Origin of the sequence: Tardiphaga sp. 768_D3_N2_1, from assembly GCF_052076105.1 — a bacterium.
Classification (GTDB): Bacteria; Pseudomonadota; Alphaproteobacteria; order Rhizobiales; family Xanthobacteraceae; genus Tardiphaga.
This window is the reverse complement of sequence record NZ_CP197245.1, coordinates 5,834,674-5,846,795: the sequence shown is the minus strand read 5'-3', so window position 1 is coordinate 5,846,795 and position 12,122 is coordinate 5,834,674. Positions and strand designations below refer to the sequence as shown.

13 protein-coding genes and 2 pseudogenes are annotated in these 12,122 nt (G+C 59.8%); 5 read left to right on the top strand and 10 right to left on the bottom strand.

Annotated elements, in window-relative coordinates:
• Positions 1-94 precede the first annotated feature (94 nt).
• Entirely contained in the window at positions 95-553 is a 459-nt protein-coding gene (locus AB8A27_RS27500) for a hypothetical protein (RefSeq protein ID WP_441244610.1), read from the bottom strand.
• A gap of 256 nt (positions 554-809) precedes the next feature.
• Between AB8A27_RS27500 and AB8A27_RS27495 the strand changes: the two genes are divergently transcribed.
• Positions 810-2,468: an FAD-binding dehydrogenase gene (locus AB8A27_RS27495; protein WP_441244609.1), complete on the top strand. Its 1,659-nt coding sequence runs from the start codon at positions 810-812 to the stop codon at positions 2,466-2,468.
• A gap of 12 nt (positions 2,469-2,480) precedes the next feature.
• Here the strand turns inward: AB8A27_RS27495 and corA are convergent, their stop codons facing one another.
• On the bottom strand, positions 2,481-3,488 hold the full coding sequence (corA, locus tag AB8A27_RS27490; RefSeq protein ID WP_441244608.1) for a magnesium/cobalt transporter CorA: 1,008 nt from the start codon (positions 3,486-3,488) through the stop codon (positions 2,481-2,483).
• Positions 3,489-3,771: 283 nt separating this feature from the next.
• Between corA and AB8A27_RS27485 the strand changes: the two genes are divergently transcribed.
• Positions 3,772-4,095, top strand: a complete 324-nt coding sequence (locus tag AB8A27_RS27485) for a hypothetical protein (protein WP_441244607.1) — start codon at positions 3,772-3,774, stop codon at positions 4,093-4,095.
• Complete coding sequence (locus tag AB8A27_RS27480) at positions 4,092-4,907, top strand: helix-turn-helix domain-containing protein (protein WP_441244606.1); 816 nt, start codon at positions 4,092-4,094, stop codon at positions 4,905-4,907. The genes AB8A27_RS27485 and AB8A27_RS27480 overlap by 4 nt, the downstream gene beginning before the upstream one ends.
• Positions 4,908-5,468: 561 nt before the next feature.
• On the opposite strand, the pseudogene AB8A27_RS27475 reads toward AB8A27_RS27480, so the two are convergent.
• Positions 5,469-5,729 (bottom strand): annotated as a pseudogene (locus AB8A27_RS27475) (helix-turn-helix domain-containing protein); the annotation flags it as partial.
• Between AB8A27_RS27475 and AB8A27_RS27470 the strand changes: the two are divergent.
• Complete coding sequence (locus tag AB8A27_RS27470) at positions 5,628-6,407, top strand: autotransporter outer membrane beta-barrel domain-containing protein (protein WP_441245053.1); 780 nt, start codon at positions 5,628-5,630, stop codon at positions 6,405-6,407. The pseudogene AB8A27_RS27475 and the gene AB8A27_RS27470 sit on opposite strands and share 102 nt — an antisense overlap.
• Positions 6,408-6,472: 65 nt before the next feature.
• Here AB8A27_RS27470 and AB8A27_RS27465 read toward each other — a convergent pair.
• Positions 6,473-6,598: pseudogene (locus AB8A27_RS27465) on the bottom strand (AtaL-like protein); the annotation flags it as partial.
• A gap of 37 nt (positions 6,599-6,635) precedes the next feature.
• Complete coding sequence (locus AB8A27_RS27460) at positions 6,636-7,499, bottom strand: SDR family oxidoreductase (RefSeq protein ID WP_441244605.1); 864 nt, start codon at positions 7,497-7,499, stop codon at positions 6,636-6,638.
• A gap of 100 nt (positions 7,500-7,599) precedes the next feature.
• Between AB8A27_RS27460 and AB8A27_RS27455 the strand changes: the two genes are divergently transcribed.
• Positions 7,600-8,493, top strand: coding sequence for a LysR family transcriptional regulator (locus AB8A27_RS27455; protein ID WP_441244604.1), 894 nt, complete (start codon positions 7,600-7,602; stop codon positions 8,491-8,493).
• Between the two features lie 268 nt (positions 8,494-8,761).
• On the opposite strand, the gene AB8A27_RS27450 is transcribed toward AB8A27_RS27455, so the two are convergent.
• The 5 genes from AB8A27_RS27450 to hspB form a co-directional block, all read right to left on the bottom strand.
• On the bottom strand, positions 8,762-8,980 hold the full coding sequence (locus AB8A27_RS27450; RefSeq protein WP_441245052.1) for a DUF6894 family protein: 219 nt from the start codon (positions 8,978-8,980) through the stop codon (positions 8,762-8,764).
• 31 nt (positions 8,981-9,011) lie between these two features.
• Positions 9,012-9,269, bottom strand: coding sequence for a hypothetical protein (locus AB8A27_RS27445; RefSeq protein WP_441244603.1), 258 nt, complete (start codon positions 9,267-9,269; stop codon positions 9,012-9,014).
• 86 nt (positions 9,270-9,355) lie between these two features.
• Positions 9,356-10,465 carry a trypsin-like peptidase domain-containing protein gene (locus AB8A27_RS27440; protein ID WP_441244602.1) on the bottom strand — a complete coding sequence of 370 codons (1,110 nt, stop codon included), beginning with the start codon at positions 10,463-10,465 and terminating at the stop codon, positions 9,356-9,358.
• 66 nt (positions 10,466-10,531) lie between these two features.
• Positions 10,532-11,032, bottom strand: a complete 501-nt coding sequence (locus AB8A27_RS27435) for an Hsp20/alpha crystallin family protein (RefSeq protein ID WP_441244601.1) — start codon at positions 11,030-11,032, stop codon at positions 10,532-10,534.
• A gap of 77 nt (positions 11,033-11,109) precedes the next feature.
• On the bottom strand, positions 11,110-11,571 hold the full coding sequence (gene hspB, locus AB8A27_RS27430; RefSeq protein ID WP_441244600.1) for a small heat shock protein HspB: 462 nt from the start codon (positions 11,569-11,571) through the stop codon (positions 11,110-11,112).
• Positions 11,572-12,122 lie beyond the last annotated feature (551 nt).

Genomic DNA, 12,122 nt, shown 5'->3' with positions numbered 1-12,122 from the left:
TTATCGGTTCTGATTGCATCAGAACCGGGCTCTAGCTTTTTGTTTTGACGCGTTTTCTCGACGCGAACCGGTATCCACTTCGCTCGAAAACGCTCTAGCGCGCGCTGGAGGCGTGGGCGTCCATGTAACAGGGCTTGTACATGCCCATCAGCTGGCGGCCGCGCAGGAAGATCATCTGCGCCTTCAGTCCGCCACGCCTGGAGATCCAGCGCCGGATCTGCGTCGGATACATCGAATACAGCATCTGGGTGGCTTCCGGATTGGTCACCGCGCGACCATTGGCACCCATGTCCCAGGCCGCATGAAAGCCGAGATTGGCATTGGAGGTGACGCAGATCCGGTCACGCGGAACTGCGCCGAGCACGATCGTGCAGGCCGAGGCGCACAGGCCGTCGATGATCACGGTTTCGCCGGAAGTGCGCAATCCCTGATACTTGTCGACATAGGTTCCGATCCGTCCGCCACGATCATCTGCGATGCGAACCACCGCGTGACTTGCCCCGACGCCCGCGAACAGCAAGACCGCCGCCAGCAAACCCGTAACGAACTTCATGTCCAGCCCCAAAACCTGTCGATCCCGAATCTGACTGCCTTGGTGATGCAAGGCCTAGTCAGCGTGTTGCCAGATCGTGGCTTTGTCCAGACGAGCATGACGCTTCCAATGCGATTCAAATCGAGTGTTGCGCGCGGGATGCACCTCGTTCCCTCGCGGTACCAATCTGAAACAGCGCCGCCCTTCGCGCGCAATTTCCGTTGACCAAAGTTCCCGCGCCGACTTCAATCTCCGTTAACAAGATGGGGGAAACAGAATGGCCGGTGATGCGGATGTCATCGTCGTCGGCGGTGGACTCGCGGGCCTCGTTGCGGCCACGGAAATTGCCGATGCGGGCAAGCGCGTTGTCGTGGTCGATCAGGAAGGCGAGCAAAATCTCGGCGGCCAGGCGTTCTGGTCGTTCGGCGGTTTGTTCTTCGTCGACTCTCCGGAACAACGACGACTTGGCATCAAAGACTCTTATGACCTTGCGATGCAGGACTGGCAGGGCACGGCCGGCTTCGATCGTGATGAGGACCTGTGGCCACGGCGCTGGGCCGAAGCCTATGTCGCTTTCGCCGCCGGCGAGAAGCGCGACTGGCTCCGCGCCATGGGGCACCGCGTGTTTCCCGTGGTCGGCTGGGCCGAGCGCGGCGGCTATGACGCGATGGGCCACGGCAATTCGGTTCCGCGTTTCCATGTGACCTGGGGCACTGGCCCCGGCATCGTCGAACCGTTCGAGCGACGTGCGCGCGAGGCGCAGAAGAAGGGTCTGCTGAGTTTCAGGTTCCGCCACCGCGTTGATGCACTCAGCGTGACCAACGGAACTGTCGATGGCGTGAGCGGCGCGATCCTCGAACCATCCAACACCGAGCGCGGCGAAAGCAGTTCGCGCAATGTGATCGGCGACTTCTCGCTGCGTGCGCAGGCGGTGATCGTCGCCTCCGGCGGCATCGGCGGCAATCATGATCTGGTGAGGCAGAACTGGCCCAAGCGCCTCGGCGAGCCACCGACGCGCATGATCTCCGGCGTGCCCGCCCATGTGGACGGCCGCATGATGGGCATCACGGAAACAGCGGGTGCGCGGCTGATCAATCGCGACCGCATGTGGCACTATGTCGAGGGCATCGAGAACTGGAATCCGATCTGGCCGAAACACGGCATCCGCATTTTGCCCGGCCCATCGTCGATGTGGTTCGACGCCACCGGCAAGCGGCTGCCGGCGCCGCTGTTTCCAGGCTCCGATACGCTCGGCCAACTGCAATATATCCAGTCCACCGGCTATGATTATTCATGGTTCGTGCTGACGCAGGCGATCATCAAGAAGGAATTCGCCCTTTCCGGCTCCGAGCAGAACCCAGACCTCACTAGCAGGAGCTGGCTGATGACCGCGCGCCGCGCCACCAACAAGGGCGCACCGGCGCCGGTCGAGGCCTTCAAGGATCACGGCATCGATTTCGTGGTGCGCGACAATCTCGACGACCTCGTCAGCGCCATGAATGCGCTGACCGGCGACAATCTGCTGAAGCTCGACGAGATCCGGACGCAGATCGAGGCGCGTGACCGCACCATGGCCAATCCCTATGTCAAGGATGCGCAGGTGATGAACATCCACAATGCGCGCAAATATATCGGCGACCGCCTGATCCGCACCGCGAAGCCGCATCGCATTCTCGATCCCGCGCAGGGCCCGCTGATCGCCGTGCGGCTGAACATCCTGACGCGCAAGACGCTGGGCGGTTTCGAGACCGACCTGGACTCGCGCGTATTCGGCAGCAATGGTCAGATCATGCCCGGCCTCTATGCGGTCGGCGAAGCCGCAGGCTTCGGCGGCGGCGGCATGCACGGCTATCGTTCGCTGGAAGGGACGTTTCTTGGCGGCTGTTTGTTTACGGGGCGCACCGCCGGGCGCGCGGCGGCGAAGGCGGTGGGATGATCGCTTCGCCAGTCACAGCCATCCGTTACGCTTGAAGCGCAGATACAGATAGCCGCAGATCACGGCGATGCCGCCCAGCACGACGTAGTAGCCGTAGGTCCATTTCAGCTCCGGCATATGTTCGAAATTCATGCCGTAGATGCCGGCAATCGCTGTCGGCACTGCCAGGATCGCCGCCCAGGCCGCAAGCCTGCGGGTAATCTCGGTCTGCTGCGATTGCCCTGACATCAGACTGGCTTCAAAGGCAAAGGCCAGCACTTCCCGCAGCGAGTCGATATCTTCTTCCGCGCGCTTGACGTGATCCAGAACATCGCGAAACAGCGGTTTCATTTCATCGTCGATGAACAGGATATCGATATGTTCGAGGCGATGACAGACATCGACCAGCGGTCCGACCGCGCGACGCAGCCGCAGCAGCTCGCGGCGCAGCTTGTAGAGCCGCTCGAATTCGGCCCGCGTCAGCATCCGGTGCAAGACACCATCCTCGAGCTCATCGATCTCGGACAGGATGGATTCGATGACGGGACGATAATTATCGACGATGAAATCGAGAATTGCGTAGAGGATGTAGTCTTCGCCGCGCGTCAGATTGGACGGACAGGCCTCGCACCGCTCGCGAACCGACGCATAGGACGTCGAGGCGCCATGACGCACGGACACGACGTAGCCTTTGCCCAAAAAGATGTGCGTCTCGCCGAAGGCAACTGCCCGGTCAACCAGTTGGGCCGTGCGCGCCACGATGAAAAGCGCCTCGCCATATTGCTCCACCTTGGGATGCTGATGCGACTTCAGCGCATCCTCGATGGCGAGGGGATGCAGATCGAGCTGCACCCGCAATTTCTCGAGCAGTTCGATCGACGGCTCCAGCAACCCGATCCAGACGACATGACCCGGCTTCTGCGCCCAGACGCCCGCCTCCTCGACAGGGATGTCGGCGACGCGGCGGCCATTGGCATAGACGCTGGAGGCGACAACGCCGGGGACATTGCCGGCGGTTGCAGCTGAGAGGGGAAACGTCATTCAAAAACCTTGTGTTGTGCGAACAGCAACGGGCGCCTTTGAAGAACGGCGGGGATGCCAAACCGTTCAATCGCCATGCGGCGCCGATCATCTGGAATGAATGAAGGGGCTGGAGCGGACGGAGGGAATCGAACCCTCGTATGCAGCTTGGGAAGCTCAACGTTTTTAAAGAACGTCAGGGACTTAGCTGCAAAACATGTACTTTACCTCTCAAACGAGATCAATGCGTTAGAAGCCAAAAGCAAAACTTCGCGCCCCCTCCTGCTGCACCGGGAGTGGCAGTATGAAGGACGCGGGTGGGCGACATCACACCTCGGAAGCACGCGCCAAAATCGCGGCCTCCAACCGCGCTCGCTGGACTGATCCTGCTAAACGAGCGGAAGTCAGCGTGGCGACCAAAGCCCGAATGGCCGACCCGGCGGTGCGACAGCGCATCAAGGACGGTATGCGCAACGCTGCGCAGCAGGCCGGCGAACTGCAGACCTTGAGGGCGGCATGGCAAGCCGTGTCTTCCGCCACGCGTCGGCGATTTTTATCCGATCTGATTTTGCCCATCAGTTCCGCGCCGGCCCTCGCGAGAGATACGGACGGCGAGGTCGTGACATGAGCTGGGAAGCGACCAATTGGGCTACCCAACTGCGCGTCGGGTCGCCGATAGACAAGTTGTGCCTGCTGATGCTCGGTAATCGTGCCGATCAAGATGGTGTTTGCTGGCCGTCACAAGCACGTCTGGCGGACGAAGGCGAGATGTCAGCCGATACAGTACAGCGTAGCCTGAAGCGCTTGGAGGAGGCCGGATTCATCCGTCGAAGCCGATCGCTTAAGACGCGGGGGCGAAAAGGATATGTTTATCAGCTGATGATGCCGCATGTTGTAGGCGAGAAGGCCGCACAAAGCGGCCTTCCTAAAATCGCTGAGCAAAAACAAACTCAGAAGGCCGCCGTGAGCGGCGTACCTCCAAAGCAGAGTAGGCCGCACAAACCGGCTTCACTACCTCGCACAGAGCGGCCTAAGTACCCCGCACAGAGCGGCCTAGAATCTTCACTTGAATCATCAATTGAACCTTCAGTGAAAATTCCAGTCAAAGGCGCGGCCGAAACTCAGGGACGCGAGAAACCGGCGCAGCACGCCTTTCCGATACCGGACGTCGTCGCGTCGTGCCTCCGCAGGAAGCTTGGCAATGATCGGTATGCGGCATGGTTCAATGATGTCGTTGTGATCGCCAGTGACTGCGGCAAGGTCACGCTATCTGCCGGGACCAAGTTCAGGTCCGATCGCATCAATTCAAATTACGACGTTGACCTTGTTCAGGCTTGGCAGACGCTCGATCCAGAGATTCGTCGCGTAACCGCGATCGCGGGTCTCCCTCGTCCGCAGGACGAACGTACTGCTAGCTCCAGCAACCAACGGGAACGATGATGTTCGGTACAAGAAGCGAAGTTCGAAGTCAGGTCTACGGCGCTTCGACAATCTTCTCGGCGCTCTCGGCGGCGGTCCCGCCCGCGCTGTCATGATGCGCACGCTCAATCATGAGGGCGACAAGCCGAGACTGCTGAGACCTTCACGAAGAGCAGCGCATGGATCACTGGTCGCGTTACCCATGAGATCTCCCGTGTGTTCCCGTTGGAGACAAGTCATGGGTGTCAGCGTGGCTCTGCTGGGCGTGGCGGCCGGCGCCCTCGATGCTACCCACCCCCATGTAGGGACCGTATCCCGCATTTCTCGTGCTCCACGGGGTCGCGGCCCCTGGGATTTCGGCAGTAGGTCCATCGAAAAGCGGTACACGCGAACGCGTGCGGGACACGTGTCTGCACGCATCGGCGATCCTCGAGAATGCAAAGCAACCTTGGCCGACACCAGGCCGAGTCCAGAAGGTTGGATGGCGCACGCCTCCGACGCAGAGCTAGAGCGGTCCGCCTCTATTCCTGCAGTGGAACGGAGCTCTTAACGCCGAGTTGCTGCCCGTCATCGGGCACATATTTATCCGGCGACGGTCATCCACCACTGCTGGACCACTTCGGGGCTGGTGAGTTGGATGCTCGCCGATGCATCGAGCTGTAATTTACGATAGGTGCTGGCCGTGATGCCAAATCGAGCGCGGAAGCTGCGGCTGAAATGGGCCTTGCTGTTGAACCCCAGATCGGACGCGAGGCGGGACAACCGACGGGTTTCCAGTGGGTCGCTGAGCGCAGCCTGAACTGCAAGCAACCGGCGTTCCTGAACCTGGCGCATGATGCCGCCGGCGCTGCATTCGGCTTTGCACGGACTTCAGCGACCAGCACCGATATCCGCGGCACGTCCGACATCTATGCCGGCGCGCTTTATGCAAGCTGGACGCCGGGCGCTGCGGTAGTGGACCTCCGTGTTGCGGCTGGTCCCAGCCAAATTTCGACCACCCGCCAGATCGTGCTGACGTCGTCGGCTCTACAAGGCACCACCAACGGCATTGGTGTCGGCACGTCGCTCGAAGCTGGCTATCGGATTCCGCTGGCGACGAATGCGGTGCTGAAACCGTTTGCCGGCATCAGCTGGCAGGGCTTCCGACGCGACGGCTACAGCGAAAACCAATTGCCCTTTGGGCTGATCTATGCGGCCCAGACCTATGACAAGCTGACCACCACCGCCGGTGTCGCACTCAGCGCGCAGCTGCGTACCCTTGATGGCAATGTCATTATGCCAGAATTGAAGTTGGGCTGGGGCCACGACCTGCGCGACACTACGCTGATCAGCCAGGCAGCACTACTCGACCAGACATTCACTGTCGGGGCCGCACAACCCGGCCGCGACGCCGGACTGATCGGCGCCAAGATCTCCGGCTGGCGGACCGAAAACTTCCGGCTGTTCGCCGCCTATAACGGCGAATTCCGCAGCAACGCCGAGAGCCATCAGGTGTCGGGCGGCGCTCGCGTCAGTTGGTGACTTTAAGCTGGCCGACCTACCGCCTGCGGCCTAGGTCGCCAACGCACCCTAACGTGCGACGGCCGCAGCCCCGGCGGAAGAAACAAGCGCGCATCGCGTGCCTTGAGCTCCAGATCCTTCCAGGCCTGCTCGCGGGTGAGCTTGGTTTCACCGGCCGGATTCACCGGAACGGTAGCGGTCGAATAGATCATAATAGTTCTCCTGATCATTAAATGACATCGCCGCGCGCTATGCCGTGATCTGCGCGATGTGGTCGCGGTACGAGCGGAGCGGACGGCCCAGCAGCTTGGTCAGCCGCTCGACGTCGCCGGTGTCCGGAACCATGCCTTCGGTCAGGAACCGTTCGGCCATCAGGCGCATGTCGAAGGCCATCCAGCTCGGCATGAACTGGCGCAGGTTCTTCTCGAAGCCAGCGGTGTCGTTGCCGGGGAAGGTGATCGTGCGGCCGAGAGCATCCGACCAGATCGCAGCGGCGTCTGCGCCGGTGAGCGTGTCGGGCCCAACCACGTTGATGTAATCGAGCGGAAGAGGCGTGGGCGATTGCTCGCGGCGGATCAGTTCAAGCGCCGCGACCTCACCGACGTCACGCGCATCGATCATCGCGAGGCCCTTGTCGCCGATCGGCATCGGGTAGATGCCGTAGCCGGTGACCACGTCCTTGATCGTGATCTCGTTGTCCATGTAGTAGGCGGGCCGCAGGATGGTGGCGCCGAGCTTCATCTGGTCGATCATGCGCTCGACGCCGAATTTGCCTGCGAAGTGCGGCACGTTCACGTAGCGGTCGCTGTGGATGACGGACAGGTACACGAACCGCTCGATCCCGGCCTCGCGGGCGACGTTCAGCGCGATCAGCGCCTGGGTATATTCATCGGCCACGACACCGTTCAGCAGGAACAGCGTGGACACGCCCTTCATGGCAGACCGGAGGGAATCGACGTCGAGCAGGTCGCCTTGGACGACCTCAACACCGGCAGGAAAGTTGGCTTTAGACGGATTGCGGACGAGTGCGCGCACCGGGGCGCCGCGCTTTGCGAGCTGTTCGACGACGTTGCGACCGATGTTGCCGGTCGCGCCTGTTACGAGGATGGTCATGGGATATTCTCCTATTGGTTGGTCAGCTCCTGAATATGAGCGGTTCACCAATGACCCGATAGACGGTATAAAGAGACAGACAGTCTCATGCGTGGAACAGATGGATCTTCTCGCCTTAGCTGACTTCAACCTCGTTGCCCGCCATGGCGGGTTCGGTCGTGCCGCGCGCGAAACCGGCCGGCCGAAAGCCACCCTTTCGCGGCGCGTGGGGGAGCTAGAGAGCAATCTCAACATCCGCTTGTTTGAGCGGGGCAGCCGGGTCTTGAAGCTGACCGAGGAAGGAAGGGCGCTGTTTGAGCGGACAGCGGTGCTGCTCACTGAACTTGACGAAACAGCCGCAGCGATCGCCTCGGGTGGACACAACCCGCGAGGCAGACTTCGGATCAGCGCGCCGCTGCTCTTTTCACAGATCGCCATGGGCAAGCTGGCCGCGGGGTTCGCGCTCAAATATCCCGAGATACGGCTGGAGATCACGACTGAAGACCGGCCGGTCGATATGGTCGAGGAAGCCTATGACCTGGTCATTCGGGTCAACCCAAAGCCAGATGCAAACCTCGTCGGGCGGGTCTTCCTACACGACAGGTTGGTCATCGTGGCAAGCCCTCGCCTCGCTCCTTCTGCAGACGGTGCGGCTATTCCGGCCGTCGTGCATGGTGCGATCAGCCAAGCTACAATCTGGGAGTTCAGCACTCCCTCAGGCCAATCGAGCGCTTCCGTCAATCCGGTTCTCGGCCTGTCTTCGCTGGTCATGGTTCGCGATGCAGTCCGGATGGGCGTCGGCGTGGCACGACTTCCGGTGTCCCTCGTCAGTCCCGATCTCGCAGCTGGAACGCTGGTGCGTTGGGGCGACGTCGAAGGACCGGGCACCGCCCTTTGGGCGCTCTATCCCACACGTCGATTGCTGAGTGCCCGCGTGTCGGCATTCCTTGAATATCTGCGGGAGGCATTTCCGCAAGGAACGCCCGATGAACTCGCAGCCTATCTTCGTCAATGAAATTTGGAAGCTTGTGCCAACCGGTACTGTTGCCTTGCAATCCGCCGACTCGCTCAGAATGCGGAGCCCTGTTCTCGAGAAAACGCAGCTCGGCGAGAAGAGGAAGGTTATTCAATTGCCTTGTCGATATCTGTGCCGCGGTTGAGCGGTGACGTTGACGTTAAGAAAGACCGCCAACGACTGAGAGGCTCCGTCACAGTGGCCGAAGTCGCGCGTGTGCAATTCGGGCCGGTCGAAGCCATCGATAGGTAAGCGATCGCCACTCGGTTCAGTTAAAGGCTTTGACAGCCATTCTGAAGATTTCTTCTCCGCCCTCATCGACCACAGCCACGAAACGGCTAGCGCCTACATAATTCGGCGTTCCCTTCGCGACGCCTCGAGCGATGCGGGTCGCATGTTCGACCGCAGCTGTTCGAGTCGGAAAGTCCATACCTGAATCGTCAGGGAGACTGGCCCCGCCGACTAAAGGAAAGAAATACTTAGCGATCTAGGACGAGGAACGATCTTTCAGAGGGCCGTCAATTGCTGTTATCTTCCGTGAAGTCGGAGAGAGCGACGCGCGCCCGGGCAAGATCTTCGCGGGCAACTTCGACAAGTTGCTCAGCTGCATCGAGCGCCGCAAAAGCCGCTACGGACGGCTCGGGGCGCTGTGCCCTAATTCTGACCCACGCGGCATCGACCTCAGAAAGTGCTGCATGAAGATTAGCGATCGCCCGCCCAATTGCGTCGTATAAGTCGGCTTCCTGATTTACCCACTGCGTCGGATTTCGTGACATCGACGTACACCTTCATTCGAGTTGGGCGGTTGCCCGCGCTCGACGTCCTCTGACTACGCTGTTACGTTGCCTACCTCGCTCTTTCACTATTGATCTGCCGTGCGCCTTGCCGGCGCTTTTGCGGGCCCAACCTCGATGAGAGCGTTGCGAGTCATGCCATTGCGATCGAACTTGAGCTCCATCCGGCTACCCAGCGGCGTGAGACCGATTAAGTTGCGAAGCTGGGACGCACTTCCGATCGGCGTGCCGTCAACTGACTTGACGATGTCACCTTTCTGCAAACCCGCATTCTCTGCGGGGGACCCACCAACGACGTCGCCAATTAACGCACCTTGATACCCTTCCTTGGAAGCCATGGCTCCAAGGTCGCGGACTGAAATGCCAATCTGCCCGCGACGAACCTCGCCGTACTGCACCAGCTGCTCCATAACCCGGCGTGCCATGTTGATCGGCACAGCGAAACCGATTCCAACGTTGCCACCTGCCGGTGAAATGATTGCCGTGTTAATCCCAATCAGCTGTCCGCTAAAGCTGACCAACGCGCCGCCCGAATTTCCGGGATTGATGGAGGCGTCGGTTTGGATGAAATCCTCGTAGCCCTGCTTACCAAGACCGGTTCGCCCGAGAGCACTGATAATTCCTGACGTTACTGTTTGGCCCAAGCCGAACGGGTTGCCGATCGCAATTACGAAATCACCGACCTCGATCTTGTCGCTGTCGCCCATCGGAATGGCCTTGAGATTTCCCTTGGGACCCTGGAGTTGAAGAACCGCGATATCGGTTGCCGGGTCACGCCCGACCAGCTTTGCATCGAATTTGCGCCCGTCTTTAGTCGTTACCTGCGCCCTTGTGATTTGTGCCACCACGTGATTGGCGGTGAGCACAAAGCCGCGTTCGGCGTCGACAATCACGCCCGAGCCGGTTGCCTGGATTTCTTTTTCAAGCTGCTTGGGAAGATCAAAAAATTCCCGAAAGACTGGATCGTTGTAGAGCGGATTATCCTGTTTTACGCGCGCATACACCGAAATATTGACAACCGAAGGCGTCGTTTCCTTGACGACAGGGGCCACCGTTTGAGTGTAGGCCCCGCGCGCGTCGGCCAAGTTCGCCGGCGACCACACGAGGAGCATGCAAAGAAGCAAAGGCCATCGGTTAGGCCAACGTTTGATCGTCTTTAACGATGAACGAATGAACATTGCTGTAGCAGGTTTCTCAGAATTGTCGTGGTCGGGCGCTCGAAAGGCCCGACCACGGCGTTGCTGTTAGCCATTGCGATTAATCGAGATCCGGCGGACATTCTTTCCTTCGGCGGATTTGGGCACTGTTATTGTGAGTATCCCATTCTTGAATGTGGCCGAGATCTTGTCGTCGTCGACGTCCTGTAACGGTATGAGCCGCTCAAATCGGCCGTAGTACCGCTCGCTGAATCGACGACCTTTGTCTTCCGATTCCGACTTCTTCTCGCCTGAGATAGAAAGGACGCCGTCAGCGATTTCGAGGTTGACGTCCTGTTCGTCGAGACCAGGCAGTTCAGCGGTGATGCGCACCTCCTTATCCGTCTCATCGATTTCGATCTGCGGCCACCCTAGCGCGCTTAGCGTCCGGGTCGACCCGAATGGGGCAAGATCAAAACCGCGGAACACGTCGTCGAACATGCGGTTCATCTCACGATGCAGCGTGAGGAAGGGGTTCGCGTCGGTTCCGCGATGAACGCCGACCTCGCGTCCATTGCCGTTCCAGGGAATGAGATCCTTGAAAGCCATATAGTCTCTCCTTTATTTCGAGCGACTTCCGCCGCGAAGGAGCCGCGGAAGTCGAGTCGTTGACGTGAGTTTCGCGTTCAGGCTGCTTTGCCGTCGATCTGCCGAACATTGGAGCCCGCTGAGCCTGCGATCGAAATACGGCGCGGCTTCATAGCCTCTGGTAGCTCCCGGACCAGTTCGATCTGTAACAAACCGTTGTCGAACGCGGCTCCTTTGACCTGCACGTAGTCGGCCAAATTGAACTGGCGCTTGAACGGCCGCGAGGAAATTCCCTGGTACAGGAACTCGCGCTGCTGCTTATCTGCTTTGCGGCCTTCGACCGTTAGAACGCTCTGTTCAGCAGTGATTGCGATCTCGTCCGCGGAGAAGCCTGCGACGGCCAGCGAAATCTGATAGCGGTCGTCACCAAGGCGCTCGACATTGCACGGCGGATAGTTGTCCTCGGTACCGGACTGTTGCGCCGCGTCGACAAGATCAAATAGGCGGTCAAAGCCGATAGTCGACCGCCAAAGGGGGGCAAAATCGTAGCTAGTCCTCATAGCCAAATCCTCCATTGAGCAAGTTGGATACGAGCGGGCGTCGGACACCCCAGGCGCCCGTCTCCGCCGGGCCCTCGAATGGCGCCCGGACCGCTTCTCGCGGCAAACTAAAAATTAGAAAAGCCTGATCTGGTTTCAAGTGGGTGTCCAAATCTTTTTGGAAGGCCGGCAACGTCGCAGCCTGTCCTTGGCCGGGCGCTCTTCCTCATTCGAATAGCCGCCGCCATGAGCCTTGAGCAGTCTCTTGTTGCTGAACGAGACAAGTATTGTCGCGGGATGCGGCGATCGCCGAACGCTGCGAAGTATGTTGGAGGGAGTTTCGATAGTCAGGTGTCTAAACGTTGCAATTCCGTTACCGCGAGTTCGACCAACCGGGTCAAACGGCGGCGGTCTTCTGACGTAAGCTGGTTAGCCTTGAGAAGCCGGCCGCAATGTTCAATCACTTTGCGTTCGCTCTTAATCAGAAACGATTTGACGCCTGGGATCTGGATCCGTCCCGAAATGAGGGCTTCGTGTGAAGGTCGGACGTTGGTTGATAAATTTGACATGGC

Coding starts and splice junctions, on each gene's coding strand:
- AB8A27_RS27440 (WP_441244602.1), bottom strand. CDS start 10,465: ATGTTCATTCGTTCATCGTTAAAGACGATCAAACGTTGGCCTAACCGA.
- AB8A27_RS27445 (WP_441244603.1), bottom strand. CDS start 9,269: ATGTCACGAAATCCGACGCAGTGGGTAAATCAGGAAGCCGACTTATAC.
- corA (WP_441244608.1), bottom strand. CDS start 3,488: ATGACGTTTCCCCTCTCAGCTGCAACCGCCGGCAATGTCCCCGGCGTT.
- AB8A27_RS27500 (WP_441244610.1), bottom strand. CDS start 553: ATGAAGTTCGTTACGGGTTTGCTGGCGGCGGTCTTGCTGTTCGCGGGC.
- hspB (WP_441244600.1), bottom strand. CDS start 11,571: ATGAGGACTAGCTACGATTTTGCCCCCCTTTGGCGGTCGACTATCGGC.
- AB8A27_RS27455 (WP_441244604.1), top strand. CDS start 7,600: ATGGATCTTCTCGCCTTAGCTGACTTCAACCTCGTTGCCCGCCATGGC.
- AB8A27_RS27460 (WP_441244605.1), bottom strand. CDS start 7,499: ATGACCATCCTCGTAACAGGCGCGACCGGCAACATCGGTCGCAACGTC.
- AB8A27_RS27480 (WP_441244606.1), top strand. CDS start 4,092: ATGAGCTGGGAAGCGACCAATTGGGCTACCCAACTGCGCGTCGGGTCG.
- AB8A27_RS27485 (WP_441244607.1), top strand. CDS start 3,772: ATGAAGGACGCGGGTGGGCGACATCACACCTCGGAAGCACGCGCCAAA.
- AB8A27_RS27495 (WP_441244609.1), top strand. CDS start 810: ATGGCCGGTGATGCGGATGTCATCGTCGTCGGCGGTGGACTCGCGGGC.
- AB8A27_RS27435 (WP_441244601.1), bottom strand. CDS start 11,032: ATGGCTTTCAAGGATCTCATTCCCTGGAACGGCAATGGACGCGAGGTC.